This window comes from Methanolobus sp. WCC4, assembly GCF_038022665.1.
In the GTDB taxonomy this organism is placed as follows: Archaea; Halobacteriota; Methanosarcinia; order Methanosarcinales; family Methanosarcinaceae; genus Methanolobus.
In genome coordinates, this window is the sequence record NZ_CP150629.1 from 1,067,972 (window position 1) to 1,088,920 (window position 20,949).

The 20,949-nt window shown below is 44.8% G+C and carries 18 protein-coding genes; 11 read left to right on the forward strand and 7 right to left on the reverse strand.

The window, feature by feature from the left end; translation table 11 throughout:
• Positions 1–182 precede the first annotated feature (182 nt).
• From V7O63_RS05370 to V7O63_RS05390, 5 genes are all read left to right on the forward strand, one after another.
• Positions 183–2,018 (forward strand): cation:proton antiporter, encoded by a 1,836-nt coding sequence (locus V7O63_RS05370; RefSeq protein WP_340820481.1) that lies wholly within the window; start codon positions 183–185, stop codon positions 2,016–2,018.
• A 58-nt stretch (positions 2,019–2,076) separates the two neighbouring features.
• Positions 2,077–4,311 carry an amino acid permease gene (locus tag V7O63_RS05375; RefSeq protein WP_340820482.1) on the forward strand — a complete coding sequence of 745 codons (2,235 nt, stop codon included), beginning with the start codon at positions 2,077–2,079 and terminating at the stop codon, positions 4,309–4,311.
• Positions 4,312–4,449: 138 nt separating this feature from the next.
• On the forward strand, positions 4,450–5,382 hold the full coding sequence (locus V7O63_RS05380; protein ID WP_340820483.1) for a replication factor A: 933 nt from the start codon (positions 4,450–4,452) through the stop codon (positions 5,380–5,382).
• A gap of 1 nt (position 5,383) precedes the next feature.
• Entirely contained in the window at positions 5,384–5,950 is a 567-nt protein-coding gene (locus tag V7O63_RS05385) for an RPA family protein (protein WP_340820484.1), read from the forward strand.
• A 116-nt stretch (positions 5,951–6,066) separates the two neighbouring features.
• Positions 6,067–6,300 carry a hypothetical protein gene (locus V7O63_RS05390; protein ID WP_340820485.1) on the forward strand — a complete coding sequence of 78 codons (234 nt, stop codon included), beginning with the start codon at positions 6,067–6,069 and terminating at the stop codon, positions 6,298–6,300.
• Here the strand turns inward: V7O63_RS05390 and V7O63_RS05395 are convergent, their stop codons facing one another.
• From V7O63_RS05395 to V7O63_RS05405, 3 genes are read right to left on the reverse strand one after another with little or no spacing between them, the layout of a single operon-like run.
• Positions 6,301–6,837, reverse strand: coding sequence for a metallophosphoesterase (locus V7O63_RS05395; RefSeq protein ID WP_340820486.1), 537 nt, complete (start codon positions 6,835–6,837; stop codon positions 6,301–6,303).
• A gap of 35 nt (positions 6,838–6,872) precedes the next feature.
• Positions 6,873–7,661 carry a MarR family transcriptional regulator gene (locus tag V7O63_RS05400; RefSeq protein ID WP_340820487.1) on the reverse strand — a complete coding sequence of 263 codons (789 nt, stop codon included), beginning with the start codon at positions 7,659–7,661 and terminating at the stop codon, positions 6,873–6,875.
• Entirely contained in the window at positions 7,658–8,173 is a 516-nt protein-coding gene (locus V7O63_RS05405; RefSeq protein WP_340820488.1) for an ArsR family transcriptional regulator, read from the reverse strand. Before V7O63_RS05405 ends, V7O63_RS05400 begins: the two co-directional genes overlap by 4 nt.
• Before the next feature lie 564 nt (positions 8,174–8,737).
• Between V7O63_RS05405 and V7O63_RS05410 the strand changes: the two genes are divergently transcribed.
• The 3 genes from V7O63_RS05410 to V7O63_RS05420 are packed head-to-tail and all read left to right on the forward strand — an operon-like array spanning position 8,738 to position 10,598.
• Entirely contained in the window at positions 8,738–9,346 is a 609-nt protein-coding gene (locus tag V7O63_RS05410) for a hypothetical protein (protein WP_340820489.1), read from the forward strand.
• Between the two features lie 26 nt (positions 9,347–9,372).
• Complete coding sequence (locus tag V7O63_RS05415; RefSeq protein WP_340820490.1) at positions 9,373–9,783, forward strand: SAM-dependent methyltransferase; 411 nt, start codon at positions 9,373–9,375, stop codon at positions 9,781–9,783.
• A gap of 23 nt (positions 9,784–9,806) precedes the next feature.
• Positions 9,807–10,598 carry a nitrilase-related carbon-nitrogen hydrolase gene (locus tag V7O63_RS05420; protein ID WP_340820492.1) on the forward strand — a complete coding sequence of 264 codons (792 nt, stop codon included), beginning with the start codon at positions 9,807–9,809 and terminating at the stop codon, positions 10,596–10,598.
• 21 nt (positions 10,599–10,619) lie between these two features.
• Here V7O63_RS05420 and V7O63_RS05425 read toward each other — a convergent pair whose 3' ends face one another.
• From V7O63_RS05425 to V7O63_RS05435, 3 genes are all read right to left on the reverse strand, one after another.
• Positions 10,620–12,209, reverse strand: a complete 1,590-nt coding sequence (locus tag V7O63_RS05425; protein WP_340820493.1) for an ATP-binding protein — start codon at positions 12,207–12,209, stop codon at positions 10,620–10,622.
• 250 nt (positions 12,210–12,459) lie between these two features.
• Positions 12,460–15,351, reverse strand: a complete 2,892-nt coding sequence (gene leuS / locus V7O63_RS05430) for a leucine--tRNA ligase (protein ID WP_340820494.1) — start codon at positions 15,349–15,351, stop codon at positions 12,460–12,462.
• Positions 15,352–15,626: 275 nt separating this feature from the next.
• Positions 15,627–15,791: a hypothetical protein gene (locus V7O63_RS05435; RefSeq protein ID WP_340820495.1), complete on the reverse strand. Its 165-nt coding sequence runs from the start codon at positions 15,789–15,791 to the stop codon at positions 15,627–15,629.
• 123 nt (positions 15,792–15,914) lie between these two features.
• Between V7O63_RS05435 and cgi121 the strand changes: the two genes are divergently transcribed.
• From cgi121 to V7O63_RS05450, 3 genes are all read left to right on the forward strand, one after another.
• Positions 15,915–16,424, forward strand: a complete 510-nt coding sequence (gene cgi121, locus V7O63_RS05440; RefSeq protein WP_340820496.1) for a KEOPS complex subunit Cgi121 — start codon at positions 15,915–15,917, stop codon at positions 16,422–16,424.
• A 101-nt stretch (positions 16,425–16,525) separates the two neighbouring features.
• A complete protein-coding gene (glpX, locus tag V7O63_RS05445) occupies positions 16,526–17,617 on the forward strand; it encodes a class II fructose-bisphosphatase (protein ID WP_340820801.1) in 1,092 nt (363 codons plus the stop codon).
• Positions 17,618–17,643: 26 nt separating this feature from the next.
• Positions 17,644–18,924 carry a tRNA (N(6)-L-threonylcarbamoyladenosine(37)-C(2))-methylthiotransferase gene (locus V7O63_RS05450; RefSeq protein ID WP_340820497.1) on the forward strand — a complete coding sequence of 427 codons (1,281 nt, stop codon included), beginning with the start codon at positions 17,644–17,646 and terminating at the stop codon, positions 18,922–18,924.
• Positions 18,925–18,955: 31 nt separating this feature from the next.
• Here the strand turns inward: V7O63_RS05450 and V7O63_RS05455 are convergent, their stop codons facing one another.
• Positions 18,956–20,722, reverse strand: a complete 1,767-nt coding sequence (locus V7O63_RS05455; RefSeq protein WP_340820498.1) for a chloride channel protein — start codon at positions 20,720–20,722, stop codon at positions 18,956–18,958.
• Between the last annotated feature and the right edge of the window lie 227 nt (positions 20,723–20,949).

The following is a 20,949-nucleotide window of genomic DNA, read 5'->3' on the forward strand; positions in this document are numbered from 1 at the left end:
GCCAGGTGTTATTTCTGGCGGTGAAGCAGCTTTTATCTCTGATCTGCATTTTCTTTTTGAATAGGGTTCGACTGCATTTTTTGCATTACAGTTTTATATTTACAGCTCTATCAGATAACTAAAAAGACATACTGCATATATTAAGGTCGTATTTCATCATTTTGCATACATGGAGATTGTTTGTGGATTCGATATATTTTCTGGAACTGGTTGTCTCTGTGCTCTTTCTGAGCATGCTGGCCCAGACCCTCAGTAAGCATTTCAAAGTACCTATCATCATGTTCCTTCTTCTGGAAGGGATAATTGTGGGGCCTGAGGTCCTGAATCTAATTGATCCGGGACTTTTCGGTGACGGACTTACAGCCATTGTATCCCTGTCTGTTGCCATCATAGTATTTGATGGTGCTCTTCATATCGATGTCAAGAGTATCAGGCCGATACAGAAGACTGCTTTGAAACTGACGACAATCGGTGTTCTTATCACATTTGCAGGTGCCACACTGATAACTTATACTCTATTGGATGTGCCACTGAAACTTGCAGCTCTCTTCGGAGCTCTGGTGGCTGCAACCGGACCTACTGTCATAACTCCTCTTGTCAGGAATATACACGTAAACCACAAGGTGAGCAAGATCCTTGAGATCGAGGGTGTCTTCAATGATGCTGCCAGTGTGATACTTGCTGCTTTTATGTTCGAATGGATCATTTCCCAGCTGAATGGTTTCAGTGCGGTCGCTTTCATATTGCAGAGGCTTGTGATAGGTATCGCCATTGGAATGCTTAGCGGTAGCCTGTTGAAAAGGTTCCTTTCAAGTGGTTCACTTGTAACTGACCAGACAGCCAGGCTCTTCACTCTGACACTGGTGGTGGCAACATATGTTGCATCTGAATTACTTGGCAATGAATCAGGTATACTTGCTGTAGCCGTGTTCGGTATAGTTACCGGGACTTCAAATGTCCCTCATAAGCAGGCATTGAAGGAATTCAAGTCCGATCTTGTATTGTTGATGTTATCCCTTATCTTCATACTTCTTGCAGCCTTGCTGAAGTTCGAGGATATCATAGGTATCGGCCTGAACGGTATCATAGTGGTCCTTCTGATCATTGTTCTGGTACGCCCTCTGGCCGTATTCGGTTCCACTACACGTTCCCATCTGAGGACCAAAGAAAAACTGTTCATATCGTTCATAGGTCCGAGGGGCGTCGTACCGGCATCCATTGCGACCTACTTTGCAATCAAGCTTGATGCTTTCAATATCTATGGCGGCCAGATGCTTGTAGGACTTGTGTTTCTGACAGTCATAATAACGGTGATCACCACCGGTACTTTAGCAAGGAGAGTAGCTAATCTTTTAGGAGTTATACCCATGGAGATACTTATTATCGGAGGCGGAGAGGTCGGAAAGATCCTGGCTGAGAGATTTGAGAAACGAGGAGAGAATGTCGTAGTAGTCGACAATTCCGAGGAGAGATGCCAGCGCCTGTTGAAACAGGGCATACGTGCGGTACACGGTGACGCAGAGGATATCAATGTCCTTAAGGCTGCAGGCATCGAAAAAGCCAAATATGTGGTCGCAACAACTGATCAGGACAACACCAACCTGCTGGTATCTCAGATCGCAAAGAGCAAATTCAACATGAATGAGGAGCAGATAGTTGCAAGGGTGAACAATGTGGAGAACCTGCATGCTTTCTGGGATCTGTCCATCCGGTCAATGAGTCCTCAGATGACAACTGCTCTTGTGCTTGATAATATGGTAGGGAAACCATCCATGTTCTCTATGTGCGAGGTCGGTGAGGAAGGTGAGATCCTTGAGGCAAGGGTCACGAATCCGAAGGTCGCAGGTAAAGCTATAAAGGAACTGAAACTTCCTGAGAACAGCCTGCTCCTGATGGTCAGAAGGGGTGAACATTCTTTCATTGCCAATGGTAATCTTGTCCTTGAATATGATGATCTCGTAACGGTCATTGGTGAGGATGATGCTGCAAGGGAAGTTGTGGATCTTCTTTACAGATAAATATAATAGAACTGACAGCAATAGAATTTACAGCAACTTCATTACATAAAGGCTGAATATGGGCGTGATCAGGACCAAGGAGAGCCTTGGACGAAGTCTGGGCTTCTTCCAGACATTTGCTATTGGCACCGGCACAATGATCGGTGCAGGTATTTTCATCCTTCCGGGAATAGCGATATCTTCAGCAGGTTCGGCAGCTATTCTCTCTTTTTTACTGGGGGGTGTCATATCCATGGCAACAGCTCTCAGTATGGCTGAGCTGGCCACTGGTATGCCCAAGGCGGGAGGTAGTTATTATTTCATAAGCCGGGCAATGGGTGCAGCATTTGGTGCTGTTATCGGGCTTGGAGCGTGGCTTGCACTTGTGTTCAAAGGTTCCTTTGCCCTTATAGGCCTGGCTGATTATCTTTTCGTTCTGATACCCATACCTGTTATTATCACTGCCAGTGGTGTAGGCTTATTACTCCTCTTTATAAATTATCGTGGAGCAAAGAGTAGTGGGTCATTACAGAACATCATTGTCATTTTCCTTCTCCTGATCCTTGCGTTGTTCATCATAAAGGGCACAATGATGTTCGATACTGACAAATTCTATCCTTTCATGCCTTATGGATATGGTTCTGTGTTTGCGACAACCGGTCTTATCTTCATATCATATCTGGGAATTACACAGCTTGCAGCTATATCTGAGGAAGTGAAGGATCCGTCAAAGAACCTGCCACGTGCTCTTATTGCATCTGTGGGTGTTGTCACTCTTATCTATGTTGGAGTGATGGTGGTCGTTAGCGGCAGTCTGACGCATGACCAATCATTGAACACTTTGACACCACTAGTTGACGTTTCTGAGATGATGGCAGGGGATATTGGTAAGATCCTGATAATCATTGGTGGTCTGCTGGCAACGTTGTCCACTGCCAATGCTGCAATTATGTCTTCTTCCAGATTTCCTTTTGCCATGGGCAGGGACGAACTGATACCTGCCTGGTTTGTCAGTATACATAGAAAGCACGACACTCCTCATAATGCCATTCTGATCACGGGTGTTGTGATGATAATATTGTTGCTGCTTTTCAATGTTGAGCAATTAGCAAAGCTTGGCAGCACGTTCAATATCTTTATTTTTGTACTGATCAACCTGTCAGTTCTGATACTTAGAAAAAGGTCTCTTGAGGAATATAAGCCAAAGTTCAGGGATCCATTCTATCCTTATACTCAGATCATAGGTATTACTTTCAGTCTTTTACTGCTGCCTGCAATGGGATTACTTCCTATGGTATTTGCATTGGTTGTTATTGTCTTTGGTTTACTCTGGTATGAGCACTATGGTAAAGGCAAGGCTTTTCCAAGGTATGATATCTTTGATGTCCTTGAAGACAACATCTATCCAACTCCCCTGGAGGACAGTTCTGCTATAAGGATATTGGTTCCAATAGCAAATCCGAACCATGAAAATGATCTGTTACATCTTGCAGACCATCTTGGCGATGAGATCATAGGTCTTAATGTGATCAAAGTTCCTCAGCAGATCGGACTGGCAGAAGCAAGAGATGCATTCCATGCAAACAGGATCGCTGTGGATGGTGCATTAAGGGAGAAGTTCGATGAGTTTCCTGCAATTCTGGGGCATGAACGGAAGTATATAGTGGCTTTTGATCATGATGTTACTAATTCTATAGTTGAACAGGCTGAGTTGGAAGATGTTGATTTTATCGTTATAGGATGGCACGAGGTTGATCATTTCCATCCTTCTGTCAGAAATATCTCGCACAGGGTATTATCATCTGCAAGCAAGAACCTTGTTGCATTGAATGGTCATCTTCCGGATAAGATAAGGCGCATAGTTGTCGCTTATAATGGAAAAGATAACTCTGATCATGGATTGTATCTTGCTAAACGACTGGCAAAGAGTACCGGTTCGGAATTACATGTATTAAGGGTTATTCATCCGGACCATGATGAGACTTCATACAGGTCTGTCCGGGACGGACTTGAGAAAATTTCAGAGGACAGATCTATTGTTGATATATCAACTCATCTGATCGAAAACAGCTCTACTGAAAATGCGATAATGGATTATCTTGAAAAAGATGATGTACTGGTAATAGGTGATTCCGGTAGACGGTTCAGTTTCTCCCTGATAGGTGATCTGCCATCTGTCCTGGCTAAAGGGCACGAAGGTCCGGTTTTGATCATTAAGAAACACAGGCCTCTTTCTTCAGGTGGTATCAGGTATTTTATCATGAAAAGAATCAGAATGATAAGTTCCTATGTGGTCCGTTCCGGCAGGAAATAGTTCGATTTTCGGTATGGGTAATTGGATATTTCTTTAAACATTACTTTCACCATGCTTCCATCGTAGTTATATAGTGCAGGAACATACAGAATAATTGCCTCTCCAGAAGATACAAACAAGAGGCTTGAGGATTTGAATATGAAAGAATTAGCACAGGAGATCAGTGCCAGGTTCAGTGAACTTGGAGTGGAGATCCCTATAGGGGAGATCGAAGAGCGCCTTGATAAGATGATAAACAAGTTCAAGGTACCCAAAGATGAAGCACGAAGAAGTGTTGTAAACTACTTTTTAAAATCACACAATATCAAAAGGAACGAGTATTATGTTGGTGGCCAGTCCGAGTCGCCCATGATCAATATATCTGACATCACAGAAGATGGGAAGTGGGTCAATGTCAGGGGGAAGATCGTTCAGTTATGGGATAATACCCATGAGTCGATATCACAGGTGGGTCTTATCGGAGATGAGACCGGAACCATCAAGTTCACGATGTGGGAAAGTGCCGGAGCACCGCTGGTAGAGGAGAGCGGAAGTTACCTTTTCAAGAATGTCGTCGTCAATGAATGGAACGGGAAGTTCCAGTTGAACGTCAACAAGAGCAGCACGATCGAATCCATCGAGGATGATATAGAGGTAGGGACCGCAACGGTGGAGTTCACAGGTGCAATGGTGGACATCCAGTCCGGCTCAGGTCTGATAAAGCGCTGTCCTGAATGTAACAGGGCACTTACAAAGGGTGCCTGCATGGAACACGGCAAGGTGGATGGTGTCTATGATCTTCGTATCAAGGCTGTTATGGACGATGGCATATCCGTACAGGATGCGATCCTGAAAAGGGACCAGGTCGAAGAGATAACCGGTATCACTCTTGAGAATGCAGTAGCAATGGCTGCTGATGCCCTTGATCAGGGAGTTGTCCTTGAAAAGATGAAAAGTTCACTAGTGGGGAAATATTACAGATTAAGTGGTCCCAGGGTGGACAGGTATCTGATAGTTGAGTCCATAAGTCCTGTATTCGCATATGATCCAGCCGAACTGGACAGGCTTATAGTTGAAGCAGAGGTGGTCTGAAATGGCCGGATACACAAGGGAAGTCTCAAGAAGGGTATTTGCCCAGGAGTTCAGGGAATCGAACCTGAGTTTCAAGGATGGCGATGACCAGTATGCTCCTCAGTATCTCCTTACACCGACAGGTGCAAAGATCAACCGTGTCTTTATTGTAGGAACACTGATCGAGAAAGAGGATATTGGTACTGATTCAGAGTACTGGCGTGGTCGTGTGACCGATCCAACAGGTTCTTTCCTGATATATGCAGGTCAGTATCAGCCGGAAGCAGCTCAGGTGCTTGCAGAATGTGAGACCCCTGCATTTGTTGCTGTGGTGGGCAAACCCAGTACGTACACAACTGGTGAGGGTGATGTCCTGACATCGGTACGTCCTGAATCCCTCTATGTTGTCGATGGCGAGACAAGGGATATGTGGGTTCTTGAAACTGCAAAATGTACTCTTGAAAGACTAAAGAGCCTGGACGGACCATCTGAGAATGCTCTAAAGGCAAAGGAATATTATGATCCTGATGTCCATCATTATTCTTCAATGGTGGCACAGGCATTGAAGTCATTAAAAGAGACATATTGACTCATAAGGGTCCATATTTCAGGGCATATTGCCCTTCCATTCTTTTTTGTTTTTCATCCTCAATGTAAACCAAAAGTTGAATAAATAACGCCATCGTTATTTATATTGTGGGTTTTATGAAAACTTATCTTGTTCTCTGGTTCAGTAGTGAAGGTGCAACGCCTTCTGAAGTGGGCAGAAGTCTGCTTTCCCTCGGATTCCAGCCGGTACAGGGAAACTATGATTATGTCTATGAATGGAATGACAACGTGGATCTGGATGAGATACTTCGTTTTTCCGATAAGATCCAGATGACGCTAAAAGGGACAGATGTGATGTTCAAAACAGAAACCGTGGATGGCCAGAACTAGTTACTCACTGTCACTTTTTCCAAGTTTGCGGGAATAATCGATGTATCCGCAGGATTGGCCGGTTATGGGGATGATATCTGTCGTAACGGAGCCATTATCTATTACAAGCTCCACAGCGCACGGGTCTGACATTCTTGCCTTTGTGGGGGAGCCGGGACAGATCAGGAGTACATCGCTCTTTTCGATTATCGGTCTGTGAAGGTGACCATACACGAGAATATCCACTCCCATTTCAAGTGCCATATATCTTGTTGCGGTACTATCTACAATGGAAAGTGAGGCTTCGTGGACAACTCCTATCTTCACACCTTCTACCTCAAAGACCAGTTTCTCAGGAAGCAACTCCCTGACAGCTGGGTCGTCTGAGTTTCCATGTACTGCCTTCAGTTTCCCTGTGGCTTCAAGTGCCTTATAGAATGAAAGTGAATCAAAATCGCCTGCATGTACTATCATGTCATACTGGTCAAATACATCAGAAAGAAAAGCTGGAATACTGTCAGTTTGCAGATGTGTATCAGACACCAGTATGAGTTTCATAGTATCATCTTCAGGATCATATTACTTATTAATATTTATTGTATACTCAGGTCCACAAGTTCATATTCGAGGTCTTCAGCCTCAAGCCTGCTCAGGATCGTGGGGACTTCCTCATCAATGGCGAGCACCAGTGAGGAAACTCCGTGATATGCTGCCTCGATCACTGATTCCTTTGCACCGAACATCACGTCCGGTTCACGTCCTATCCTTCTCAGGGCAATGAGGGATTCAACACCTACTATTGCAACATAGTTCTTTGAACTTGCAAGGGCTCTCAAACGCTCAACGTCAATATTGTGTGAACCACCGCGTTCGACCCTTGGTATCTTGCAGATAGTTATACTTGCGTTCTCAAGGTCTATAAGTCCCATGAGATCAGTAACACCTACATCTTCGCCTTCCTTTGCACTTGATATTGTCGTTCCGGTGGCGTTCGTAACGTCTGTGGTGCTGACGTAAAGAAGGCCATTATCCATTTTCAGGTAGACCTCTTTACCTTCCTCAAGATCTTCTCTTGCAATTGCAGTCCAGGTAGAGACATGGCTGATGATATCGCTCATCACATAGCGTGCATATCTCTTCATATCTGCTGCATTCTCAAGTACCCATTCAACACCTTGTTTTGTAATTCTGTAGCGAACCCTTCCTTCTGAATATATATGTCCTTCTGAGACAAGCTCCTTTATGTATTCAGAAACAGCTTGTGGTGTAACACCGATCTTCTCTGCAATTTCCTTCTGCCTTACATTAGGCTGGTGTGCAGCTACTTCTATAAGGATCTGGAACTTGGTGATGCCACTTTTGCTGTGGAGGAGCTCTATCATTCTGTTTCGCCTTCCTTGAGTACTTTAAGTCTCTGTCCCATGACCGAAAGTTTATCGGACCTGCGGGCAACTGCACGAATGTATAATGCGCTCTTGTTCAATGCTCTTGTCAGACTGCTCATTGAATCATTACCCTGCTCGACCAGTCTTTCAAGTTCCTCTATGGCATCCTTCACTTCTTCGTAAGGCATGAAAGTAAGCATGATAATGTCACTCATATCCTCAAAAGAGCACTGGAAATTCGTCTGGACTTTAGAATAGGATGTACGGTATTCTTTTTCAGGTGTCTTGCCAGGTTCCGGCATATGCCACTGGCTCTCGATCAAACCGCTCTTCTTGAGTATGTTTATGCTTTTGGTGACATCAGTACCTAAAAGATCCTCAAGGTCTTCCTTTGTCATCCATAGGTTCAGAAGTGAATCGAATACTTTTTTGTGCCTGTTTGATCCAAAAACCTGTAACAGAGGTACGAGTTCGGAGGGGTCATTGATAATTCTTGTTCGTTTACTCATCTAATTACCTCATCTGTGTCAACGGACCTGGTACAAATAGCCACATTTGAACTTCTCATTTTGTCCAAGAGGCAATAATTGCCTGTATGTTGCCTATTTTAGTACCTATCATATGGAGGTTAATCTTAATAAATGTGTTGTGATCTCATGCTGCTTTGAAATGGCTACCGTTACCTCCTTCTTAATAATCGATAGAAGGGGTCGCAAGGTGCTGTTTTCTGTAGCTCACATTCATTGTCTTTGTAGTATTCCCATATACTATATGATATTCGTAATATTAATGGTTTTCAGATGTTCCTGATACAGGGTATGTTGGTCATGATGGGTTCAACGACCTGAATTATTGGAATGGGAATCATTCCTTTCATGGTTACAGGGGACAAATTTTTATTTACCTTGTCAATATTGTAAGATATCACTGCTTATGCAGTTTTAACCGGTATATGAGGGACTCTTATAACGTCATTATTGCTTTTAAATCTACCGTAGATCAGATATCCTTGATTTTCTTTAAAGAGTACCGCTAGGTATATCATGTTTGTTACCAATTGTGGTGCAGATAACATGTCTGACAATATCTATCTACTCATCAATGATATCCTCAAAGGCAGACAACTTTCCATCAGCGGCGTCACGCGTGAGCTTAAAGACAAAGGGATCGATGAGCATCGCCTTGTGATGACCGGCTATCTTCGGGCTTTGAAAGACCTGAGGAAACTGAATGAGGTGGAGATTCCTCCTTCCAAGGTGTATAGCATTGTAGAGGCTGAGCAGACGGAGACTGATGACCTGTACTCTTTGATATCTGAACATCTGAGGTCCATAGACCCGGACCTGATGATACCAGTTGCAGCTTATGTGTTGTCAAGAACCCTTGACAGACCTGTGTTCAAAGAGGAGTTCACAAAGGTGGGCCTCAGTGCCAAAAGCCTTACCGATCATCTTTCATCAACTGATTGTACTCTTCGCCTTACGGATAAGAATCCAAAGGAATACACCACAGGCATCACGAAGATCAAGGTTGCTGCCGGAGAGCCTGCATATGAGCTCAATGATGTGAACGCTGATATCCTTAAGCATTCCAATTGCCTTCTCCTGAGGATCGTAAGAAGTTCTGTGGATCTGGTCGGTCTTGTACCAAAAACAAAACCAACTTCCCTTGAAGATTTCTAGGTACTTTTCCTTTCCTGAGGGCTGATATGTCTGAAAAGTCTAAAAACTCTAATAATAGTGACAATATCACTATGTATCCGATCGGCTATGTGCAGAACGATGTAGTTGAGCGTGCTTCTGCAAGGAATATGAAGGACAGGGAATCCCGTATCGTCCTGAAAGAAGAATATGCAGAAGGACTATATCGTCTGGATGGACTCGAAAGGATACAGGTGTTGTTCCACTTCCATCTCTCAAAGGGATTCGATATGATACAGACGCGCCGCTACGATGGTGAGAATGTCGGTGTGTTCGCATCAAGGAGTCCTGACAGGCCCAATGGTATTGGAGTCACCATTGTGGATCTTGTAAAGGTGGAAGGTAATGTAATTTATGTTACAGGTCTTGATGCCGTCAATAATACTCCGGTGCTTGATATAAAGCCGCAACTGGACTGATCTGACATAACAGGTGTATTCTTATGAGTTCTATAGATGTAGCATGTATCCAGATGGATATTACTGATTGCAACAAGCAGAAAAACATCTTAAAGGCCATTGATATGGCTCGGGAAGCCGTGAAGACAGGTGTCGAGATCATTGTATTTCCTGAGGTTTTCTCAACAGGTTTCTGTTATAGGGATATGGAAGGTTCCAGCGAGTATGATGATGGCGAAACTGTAAAGCAGATGTGTGCCTTCTCAAAGGAACATGAATGCGTGCTCATCTTTTCCATAATTGAAAAAGAGCGGTCTGAAAATGGTGTGGAGTATTTCAATCTTGGTGTCTGTATCGAGGATGGGGAAGTGGTGGGTACATATCGTAAAACCCATCCTTTCAAGCGAGAGCAACAGTATTTCACACCTGGAAATGGCATCCATCCGATCAGGCTGAAAAAGAGGGATCTGACAATTGGTCTTCAGATCTGCTATGAGATACGTTTTCCAGAGGTTGCCCGTAAACTTGTCCTTGAAGGCTCGGATATCCTTGTTACGATAGCTGAATTCCCCTCGCCTCGCGGAAATATATGGAGGTCCCTTGCAGTTGCCCGCGCGATTGAGAATCAGACCCCGCATGTTGCATGCAATCGTGTGGGTGAAGGTCCGGATTCCTCTTTCTTTGGAGGTTCGCTGGTCGTTGATGCACTGGGTGAGATAAAAGCAGAAGCAAGTGATGAGGAAACTGTGGTTTCAGGCAGGATCTGTCTTGAAGATACCCGGAAGGTAAGGGGTGCGATCCCTGTGCTGGATGACAGACGGCCTGATCTCTACTAGAGAAGCCATATCGATCATCTTTCATTCAATTACCTTTGCCTTTTGAAGGGTGACCTTGAAGCTTGTTCCTTTCCCGTCAGGTCCGTCCCTTACTTCAACATTTCCTTCATGAAGCTCCATAATACGCTTTACAATGGCAAGTCCGAGTCCCGACCCTTTTACATTTACCTTATGCACTCTCTTGAACCTGTCAAAGATGAATGGTTTATCCTTATCAGGGATTCCCTCTCCCTGGTCAGTGATGGATACTTCCCATGCATCCTCAAGGTCGTCGACGTCTATTATGATAGTTGTTCCGGCAGGGCTGTATTTTATTGAGTTGCCAATGAGATTTAAAAAGACATCCTCTATAGTTGCATTCACATCAGCAGGATATTGTTCTTCAGGATGGAATTCCACCCTGATCTGTTTCTCATCCAGTTTTTGTTCCAGGTTGTCGATAACTTCTTCCAGTATCGATGTAAGGTCCATTGTCTCAAATTCAAGTTCATCCATGTTCTCGAATCTGGCAAGGTTTGCTGCATTCTCTATAAGGCTGATGAGTTTGGTATTATTCCTTTCAATTGCCTTGAGGGCTTCCTTCTTTTGTCCCTCTCCCTCCACTTCCATAAGATACTCTACATATCCCTTGATGACGGTTGCAGGATTGATAAGGTCGTGGCGAAGTATGTCTGTGAAGAGGTCCTTGAGTTCGTTGGAATGTTTCAGATCAAGTGAATACTGTTTCAGTTTCTCCTCTGCGATCTTCCTTTCCCTGATCTCAACTTCCAGCTCCCTGTTCTTTGAGTTGAGCTCGTAGGTCTTTTCATCGACCTTGTTACGGAGGGTCAGACTCAGTATGACGAACAGTAGCAAAAGACCACCGCCAATACCTACTGAGAATTTCAGCCAGCCCGGACTTTCCCATGTGGTAAGTTCCGGTTCTTCCGGCTCCGACGACATATTACGGATATTCTCATCAATGAGCAAGGACAGATCGGTATCTGCGTTCTCAGGCAGTGCGAATACCATGTCAGTAGGGGATATCACAAAGGATATCCTTTTAACATCATACTGGTCTTCATGCATCTCTCCATAGGACCTTGCAATTATACCTGCATCGGCTTCCCTGTTCTGTACCAGTTCAAAGACTTCCTGATAGTCCCTGGCCTCAAGGAAGGTATAGTTGATGTTAGAACTTCCGGGACTTGAATCGAAATTCTCAAAAAAGATGTCATCGTGGTAAGCTATCCTTTTTCCACCAAGGTCGCTCATTGAACTTATGCCTGAACCCTTGTATGTGTAGACGACACCCCAATCTGTGAATGCAGCTTCTGTTGTGAGGATGAATTTCTCATCCATCTCCGGCACAAATGGTACTGCAGGCAGGATATCTATACTGCCGTTCTCAAGTCTTTTAAGTGACTGGTCCATTGTTCCGGGTACGAATTCCAGTTCCCATCCTTCTCTGGAAGCGATGTTCTGCAGTATCTCTATGTACAGGCCTTCGGCTGTTCCGTCCTCATTCAATGAAATGAGCGGCTCGTTCTGGTAAACTCCTACCTTGATCACCTGTGAATGGCTATCTCCATATGCACTTGAGATGAGCAGAGAGCTTATTGTTATTAGCAAAATGGCAGCAATAAGGACTTTACCTGCACTTTTTGCCTTTTTTATCCTGCTTTGTTCCCGAATTACAATTCATCCGTTATTTTCAATGTGTATTTATCCACTCCTATTTTATTCGCTACAAATATATATTTACCGCAGAAAATTATAGGTTGCCAGGATATGGTGGATTCAAAATGAAGCTAAGAACAAAATAGGTAAAAATGAAAAGAAAAGAAAGCTGGCATCATGGCCAGCAAAATATGTTGTGATATTATTCGAGATATATGGCAGGCCTGAGTGGAGCAGCGAACCTTGATTTCTTCTCAGGGTCGTATTCCGGTTCATCTGCACTGTATACCTGTATCGGACAGCCTAACTCATTAGTAAGGCATCCTATGTTCTCCTTGAGAATGTTCATCTCATCAAGGGTCATTCCAAGCATCATCTCGAACCTTTCTGTCTTCATGCTTGAGATATCAGGCACAAGCTTCTGGACATACTTTGGTATCTCCTTGCCGAATTTACGGTTCTCAGGGTCTGACATCAGTGTCTTGATCAGCTTGCCGGGATTGAGCTCATCGTTGTTTTTCATCTCAAGTGCCATCTTAAAAGCATTGATCTTCCACTGCGGTGCTGTGTAAAGAGCTACCATCTTCGGAGTTATCTTTGTGACCTTGATGATCTCCTCTATGTCAGAGAGTGTGCTGCACATCAACTCTTCTGCCAGTTCTGCATCATTATCGATGTGGCCTGGGCAGAATATCGGATATGCTGCATTGGATACGAAGTCTCCGTCTCCATGTCCCATCTCGGTCCAAATCTCTTCACAGATGTGCGGGGTGAACGGTGCCATCAGGCGTACCCATGTGTCAAGCACGTCGTAGAGGACCGCACTTCCGCCTCTTCTCTGGTACCATTTCACATCATTGTAGAGCAGGAAGAACGCGTTCTGGAGTGCACTCCTTGTCCTGATGGATGTCATATCGTTGTTCGTTTCCCTGATGCACTGCTGGAGTCTGCTGAGCATCCAGCGGTCAATAAGGTTAAGATTCCCGTCAATACCTGATGTAGCGCCGGAATCGATAATCTCCTTTGCAAGCTTGTAGAATCTTTCCACCTGTTTTCTTGCACTTTCAACACCAATGTTCTTCCAGTCTGCATCCTGCGTCTGTTCTGCACTGGAAAGGATGTACATACGTGAAACATCGGCACCATATGTGTCCACTGCTTCCTTTAGAGTGAGTATGGGTCCCTTGGACTTGCTCATCTTCTGTCCTTCAAGTGAAACGAATCCATTCACTGCAAGGGCACGTGGCCATTTGTCCTCTTCGAATATGGCAACGTGGTGGAACAGGAAGAACAACAGGTGATTCGGCACAAGATCCTTTCCTGATGACCTCAGGTCAACAGGGTACCAGTAGTCGAAATCAGACTTGATGTCCGCGATAAGTGTCTCCGGGATCCCTGTATCGATAGCTGTCTGCTGAACGGAACCTTTTCCAAGGAGCACATAATCGAATAGTGAGGGTTTCAGCTGGTCTACACTGATATCCTCATGGGCAAAGAACTTGTTAGTGATATAATATGACATGTAGATGGTGGAATCACCAAGTGATTCGATAAGCCAGTTGGTGTCGAAAGGCAGCAGTGTACCAAGTCCTTTTTTCCTTGCACATGCCTTATCTTTCAGCCAGTCTACCTTGTTGTTGAACTCGACCCTGATCTCTTCAGGGATGATCTCCATATTCTCTATGCATCTGTAGACCTTGTCCTTCCATTCAGGGTTTGAATAGTTGAGGAACCACTGTCCTTTGACCATGTTAACTACACATTTGGTTCCGCAGCGACATACAACAGGTTCACTGAACTCATAGAATACCTCTCCGATGCCTTCTTCAAGGAGGTCACGGGTGAGAATATCCTTGATCTTTGAGACCGCGACACCTGCATACTTTCCTGTGTTCTCCTTCAGGACACCACCATGGAACTCACGGCGATATACCATCTTTGTGGCCTCTTCGGCCTTAGGGTCTTTCTGGTCCTTCACTCCAAGCTGTTCCACAGCTTCTACTGCCGGATATTCTCCGAATTCCTTAGCCTTTATGAGTGAGATAAGCTCGATATCCCTGAGGTTCTCAGTGATGCCGTATTCTGACAGGTCACTATCATAGAGGTCCTTGAGTGCCAGATAGTCATAAGGTGCATGGGCCGGTACACTCATGACGATACCACTGCCGTTCCCTGGTTTTACAAAGGACGCAGGCAGTGTGATAACCTCGTTCCCTGAGAGCGGGTTCTTTACCTTGATACCCACAAGGTCCTTTCCGGGGACATTCTCAATGAACTCAACGGTCCTGTCAGTGAAAGTGAGTTTGTAGTATGCTTCCTGGCTTACCAGCCAAATTTCCTCACGTCCGTCCTTGCTGACCTTTATCTTTGCGTGTTCGATCTCAGGGTTGACCCAGAGGTTGGTGACACCGAAGATGGTCTCAGGTCTGAGAGTGGCACATGGAAGTATCATTCCATCATACTGGAACTTGATTAAAGTGAAATCAACAATGGTTGCTTCCTCTCCGTGGAGGATATCGTGGTCTTCCACAGGATTGTTGTCGTTTGGGCACCATTTGACGGGGTGTGCGCCTTTCACGATGAGCCCTTTGTCATGGAGAAGGTTGAACTGCCATTCGATGAACTTCTTATATGTGTCATCGGTCGTTGTGAACTTGCGCCTCCAATCAATGGAATATCCTATGGAGCGCATGGCTTTCTCGGCTTCCACACTGAAGTAGTCAACTATCTTCTCAGGTTCATCGAGTGTAACAAGGATATCATCAGGTATCCCATGCAGACGGGAGTATACATCCATTGTCTGGGGGTCCTGGTTTGCAATAAGCTCTGCAAGTCCTACGATAGGTGTTCCTGTAACATGGAAACCCATAGGGTAGAGTACGTTGTATCCAAGCATTCTCTTGTGCCTGGCAATGACATCCCCTATTGTAAAGGTCCTGGTGTGCCCGGCATGTAAATTGCCGTTCAGGTATGGGTATGGGATGGTTATGAAGTATTTTTCCCTTTCATCAGGCTCAGGCTCGAATATCCTGCTCTCATTCCAACGGCTTTGCCATTTGTTCTCTATTGTCTGTGCATCGTAATCCTGTTCCATTGTTAGCACCTCACACCGGACCTAAATAACCTCAAGAGTTCATTACATAAACTCATTCATGTATAATATTAAGTTTCTGTATTCATCCCGACAGCAATTATCCCATATCCGCAAGTCCGGATCATTCAGGATAACTGGTAAGAACTCTCAGGCGATACATCGATTGTTTATTCAGTAGTGTTTCAAGTGGTAATAAGTAACAACCTACATAAAACACACGGAAAACCAATACGTGTCCGCTGGCAAGGATGCTTATGCACAGGTCGTGTGTCAGTTCATTCGTTGTATGATTCCCACAGCCTGGTCATCTGCTCTCCACAGAAAGGGCAACAGATATTCTGGTCGCCACAGCTATTGCATGGGATCACCACTTCCCTGAAGTAGCCACAGTTATGGCATTTGTAGCTTTTTCCTTTAGGATTTTCAGTTAATACGGCCATTTCTTCTATCTCCTGTTTAACATTGACCGTAACACGAAATAAAGTTAACCAATTGCACAATAATATATTTAATTTAATATGGACCGTTATACTTATTCTCGATCATCCTGTAATCCTTGCTACATGGAATCTATGATCATAGGTGGCTCTCTATATGTTGAGAATGTACCTGACCTCCTGAGCAGGCTGAGGACTATCTCTTCAACTCATAATACTACCATACAGGCAATGGATGCCAATAGGATAGCCGGTGAGGAACATGTCATGTTTGCTATTCATAAGGCATTACGTGCAATAGAGAACAACTCTAACATGGCACATGATATTGGTGTTGAGGTAATGAGGTATGCTTCAGGAAAGAGGCAGATCGGGGAAGCATTCTCAATGGGGATCCATGAAGGTGAGATGAATGTGGTACTCGTTGTGCTTGGTGGAGAGGATGAAGTTCATGCTTCTGTTCAGGCTTTGACGGATATCATACATGAAGCACCTGTGATCGAATACTCTGCTTCTAAAAGGGATATCATTCTCGGGCAATTCTCCATAACCGAGCAGGAAATAAGTGCTGCTGGTGAAGACATGATCCCTTCACTTGTTCTGGAAAGGGTTGCTTTAGTCGATGTCCTGAAATAGATGCATATTCGTACATCCCTCGTAACTCTAATATAGAAACCGTTAATACATGTGCAACTAAATCCTTTATATCCAAATAACAGATCTCGGAAATGATAATTATGCCTCATCCTAAAACAGCTGAAGATATGATCAAATGTGCCGGACCTATCGAATGTGCCCTTCTGCCAAGATTATTACAGGTTACAGAAGCAGCAGCCATTGCCGCTTCCCATCAGATGGGTCGTGGTGACAAGAACTATTCTGACCAGGTTTCTGTGGAGGCCATGCGCAGGACACTGAACGATCTTGATATGAAAGGTATCATAAAGATCGGTGAGGGAGAGCGTGATGAAGCTCCAATGCTTTTCATAGGTGAGGAAGTAGGTACAGGAAAAGGCGATCTTGAGGTCGATATCGCTGTGGACCCGCTTGAAGGTACCAATCTGGCAGCCAACGGAACACCAGGTGCCATTTCCGTGATGGCCATGGCAGAAAGGGACGGTTTGTTCCATGGTCCCGACATATACATGGACAAGATCGTTGTGGGTCCTGAGGTAGTGAAGTATGAAAAGGAACATCCAGGTGAGAAGATAGACCTTGATGCCCCAGTCATTCAGAATCTTGAGATAGTTGCAAAAGCTCTCAACAGGTCCGTTGATGAGCTGGTGGTTGTCATCCTTGAAAGGAAAAGACACGAGGAAAAGATAAAGGAGATAAGGTCAACCGGTGCCAGGGTCAATGTGATCAGTGATGGTGACCTTATGCCGGGAGTTGCAACAGCTATACGTGGTTCCGGTATCCACATGGTACTTGGTGCAGGTGGATCAGGTGAGGCAGTGCTTACTGCAGCAGCTATCAAGATACTTGGAGGTAAGATCCTTGCGAGACTCGTTCTGCCTACTGTTGCAAATGGCGGTACTCCTGAGGAGATCGCTGAGGAGAAGGCAGAGAAGATGCCAAGACTTGAGAAGATGGGTATCACTGAGGATAACATCAATGATATACTTGACACTGAAAGACTGGCTCCCGGAAAGGACATCATCTTCTCCGCAACAGGTGTTACCACTGGTTTCCTTTTGAAGGGTGTGAATCTTTTCGGTGAAGGTGATGCCAGGGCTAACAGTCTTACCATGGGAAGTTCAGGTGTTGTCAAGTTCACAGATACCATCTATATCAACGACAAGGAAAATACTCCCCTGAGATTCGTCTGATCCCTGTGTGATCCTTATCATTTGAAATGAAAGTACATATATCAACTTACGGCTGCTCTGCAAGTCAGGCATCAGCCGAGATAATGAAGGCAAGTGTCAGGGACAGCGGGCATGAGCTTGTCCCTGAGAAAGATGCCGATGTAGTTGTGATCAATACCTGTACTGTGAAGTATACAACCGAGCAGAAGATCCTTCATAAGATAAGATCTCTTGGCGAGAAGGGCATTCAGGTAATTGTCTCTGGTTGCATGCCTGAGGTGCAGCTTGAGGACATAATGCACCAGAACCCCAATGCTCACATACTTGGTGTGAATTCGATATCAAGACTTGGAGAGATGCTTGATTCCCTGTCATCGGCAGAAGGGAGTGTTAAAGTGTTCCTGCCGGAACCGGAAGGCTTCCAGATGGTCCCAAGGATCCGTTACAATTCCAATATCCATATCTGCCAGTTGTCACAGGGCTGCAATTATGCCTGCGCATATTGTATAGTTACTGTTGCACGCGGAAGCCTGCTCTCTTTCGAGCCGGGTGAGATAGTTGAGGATGTCAGGAGGGCTGTTGAGGATGGATGTCGTGAGATCTGGCTCACTTCACAGGACAATGGGCAGTATGGGACAGATAAAGATGTTCTTCTGTCGGAATTACTCAGGATGATATGTCAGATCCCGGGTCAGTTCAAGATAAGGGTGGGAATGATGAATCCGTTCTCAGTGATGCCGATACTGGATGACCTGCTCGACGCCTTTGAGGATGGGAAGATATACAGGTTCCTGCATCTTCCAATACAGACTGCTTCCGATAATGTTCTGGAGAACATGAACAGGTACCATTCGATATCCGAGGCCAATACTATCGTTGAGAGGTTCAGGGAAAGGTTCCCTGACATGACTCTTTTTACGGACCTGATAGTTGGTTATCCCGGTGAAACGGATGAGGATGCGAAAAAGACCATTGAGTGGGTAAAGGAGTACAGGCCTGAGAAGGTGAATATCTCCCGCTTCACTCCAAGGCCTCATACAAAGGCATGGGATATGCGCAAGATCGATTCACGCATAATAGTGAACAGGTCCAATGAATTGCATGAGGTATGTGAATCTGTCAAGCTGGGATCAAGGGAGAGTATGGTCGGCAGGGAGGTTGATGTTTTCCTGTCAAAGCCTGCAAAACAGAAAGGTATGATGGCACGTACTGATTCCTACAAGCCTGTGGTGATACCGGAATGTGACCTTGAGCCAGGTATCACATGCAGGGTTCACATATATGATGCGACTCCGGGCTATTTCCTAGGAAAGATAGTGGAACCGTGAACTGCAATTTTTTGTTAGTGAACGATTGCTTTCAGAGCAGTTCGTTCTGTTCTTTTGTCTGTTCTCTCTGAAGTCTCTGGACCTTATCCAGTATCTTCTTGTCATATAGTTTGACTATATCACTGCGGGTTATTATGCCCAGCAGTTTAGTGCTGTCACTTCTGGCTACTACCGGTAGTCTTCCTATATCCTTTGCAGCAAGACGTTTCAGAACTGTGTTGAGATTTTCGTCGGGGTAGGCGACCTCTACATCCTTGCTGGCGATCTCATTGATATTCTTCTCAAGTTCATCATGTCCGACCTTGTCCCTGACATCCTTTAGGGTTACTATTCCGCAGAGCCTGCCGTTCGGGTCAAGTACGGGGAATCCCGCATGTCTGCTGGATTGCATCAGAGCAACAAGCGCTCCAACGTTCTTGTTCTCGGAAACTGTCTGAACGTTGTGTTTCATGGCGTCTCTTACAAGGAGTGATTCCATTATGTCTACCTCTCTTCCTTTCCTGATGGTGAAGCCGCGGCGGTGGAGTCCTTCGGTGAAAATGGATTCGCTGTTCAGGGAACTTGACACAACATTGCTGATCACACATGCCAGCATTATTGGAAGTATCATATTGTAGTCCCTTGTAAGCTCGAAGAGGATCAGTATGGATGCAAGGGGAGCCCTGCTAGTTCCTGCAAAGACTGCCCCCATGCCTACCAGTGCATATGCACCGGACTCTGCTGTGACCGCGGGGAAGATCCCATGGACTATAGAGCCGTATGTTCCTCCAAGCATTGCGCCGACAAAGAGTGAGGGTACGATCGATCCTCCAGAACCACCGGAACCCATTGTAAATGAGAACGCAACTATCTTCAGGAAGATAAGTGTCAGCATCAGCTTTAACGCAAGTCCGCTATTGAGGGCATCTGTGATAACATCGTATCCTACTCCGAACACCTGTGGGTAGAAATAACCGATGAAACCAACGAACAGGCCACCGATAGCAGGTTTGACTGCAGGGTGTATCGTCATGGAGTCGAATATCCTGTGTGCTCCGAAAAGTGATCGCAATAGTGCAGCGGATGCAACACCTGAGAGGATGCCAAGGAAAATATACAGGAATGATTCGTAAAAGGGATTGACGAAATGGTATGATGCAACTTCGATGGTCTGCACACCAAATAACATGCTTGATACCATTGTTGCAAAAACAGCAGAAATGACTATCGGAATGAATGAACTTGCCTCGAGTTCGCCAAGTATCACTTCCACAGCGAACACCACACCTGCAAGAGGTGCATTGTAGGCTGCAGCGATACCTCCTGAAGCCCCGCATCCTATGAGCACTTTAACACGATTTCCGTGTATCTTCAACGTTCTGGAGAGCAGTGAACCTATTCCGGAACCTGCCAGGACCACTGGTGCTTCTTTGCCTACCGAACCGCCGGAACCAATGGATACCACGGATGCCAGCACTTCAAGGAATGCATTCCGTGGTGAGATATTACCACCTCGAAGTGCTGTAGCTTCGATGACCTCTTCAATATCATAGCGTCTTGTATGTATCATTGTATGGGCTATGATACCTACAATAAGTCCTCCAAAGGCAGGAAGGAATATTACAAGGATGCCAGGCGAGTCAGGCAGTGAACCGAAAAATGAACCATGGCTGATCTCAAGTAGCCAGTCATAGAACACAATAGCAAAACCAGTAAGAACACCTACAATAAGTGCCAGGGAATTTGATATGAGTGACTCTGTCTGTAAAAACTGTGAAAATTTATTACCCGGAGTTTCATTCGCTTGTTCTTTGCCCAAGTTTTTTCATCTCAATAAATAGATGGCAGGTTTAACATAAGCATAATAGATATATTTTTTGAACTTCTATTATGGCTCTATAATGTCATCTGGATCAATATGTTTGAATTACACTGAATCTATATATTATATTTGTAAGCAATATATTAATAGGCTCAAATTTATAATAACTGTGTAATTGAATACTTTTATAATCCATTATGATGTATAATTGAACGTGGAGTAAT

Excerpts from the sequence above, each read along its gene's own strand:
- V7O63_RS05375 (WP_340820482.1), top strand. The coding sequence starts at position 2,077 with ATGGGCGTGATCAGGACCAAGGAGAGCCTTGGACGAAGTCTGGGCTTC.
- V7O63_RS05380 (WP_340820483.1), top strand. The coding sequence starts at position 4,450 with ATGAAAGAATTAGCACAGGAGATCAGTGCCAGGTTCAGTGAACTTGGA.
- V7O63_RS05385 (WP_340820484.1), top strand. The coding sequence starts at position 5,384 with ATGGCCGGATACACAAGGGAAGTCTCAAGAAGGGTATTTGCCCAGGAG.
- V7O63_RS05390 (WP_340820485.1), top strand. The coding sequence starts at position 6,067 with ATGAAAACTTATCTTGTTCTCTGGTTCAGTAGTGAAGGTGCAACGCCT.
- V7O63_RS05395 (WP_340820486.1), bottom strand. The coding sequence starts at position 6,837 with ATGAAACTCATACTGGTGTCTGATACACATCTGCAAACTGACAGTATT.
- V7O63_RS05400 (WP_340820487.1), bottom strand. The coding sequence starts at position 7,661 with ATGATAGAGCTCCTCCACAGCAAAAGTGGCATCACCAAGTTCCAGATC.
- V7O63_RS05405 (WP_340820488.1), bottom strand. The coding sequence starts at position 8,173 with ATGAGTAAACGAACAAGAATTATCAATGACCCCTCCGAACTCGTACCT.
- V7O63_RS05410 (WP_340820489.1), top strand. The coding sequence starts at position 8,738 with ATGTCTGACAATATCTATCTACTCATCAATGATATCCTCAAAGGCAGA.
- V7O63_RS05415 (WP_340820490.1), top strand. The coding sequence starts at position 9,373 with ATGTCTGAAAAGTCTAAAAACTCTAATAATAGTGACAATATCACTATG.
- V7O63_RS05420 (WP_340820492.1), top strand. The coding sequence starts at position 9,807 with ATGAGTTCTATAGATGTAGCATGTATCCAGATGGATATTACTGATTGC.
- leuS (WP_340820494.1), bottom strand. The coding sequence starts at position 15,351 with ATGGAACAGGATTACGATGCACAGACAATAGAGAACAAATGGCAAAGC.
- V7O63_RS05435 (WP_340820495.1), bottom strand. The coding sequence starts at position 15,791 with ATGGCCGTATTAACTGAAAATCCTAAAGGAAAAAGCTACAAATGCCAT.
- cgi121 (WP_340820496.1), top strand. The coding sequence starts at position 15,915 with ATGGAATCTATGATCATAGGTGGCTCTCTATATGTTGAGAATGTACCT.
- glpX (WP_340820801.1), top strand. The coding sequence starts at position 16,526 with ATGCCTCATCCTAAAACAGCTGAAGATATGATCAAATGTGCCGGACCT.
- V7O63_RS05450 (WP_340820497.1), top strand. The coding sequence starts at position 17,644 with ATGAAAGTACATATATCAACTTACGGCTGCTCTGCAAGTCAGGCATCA.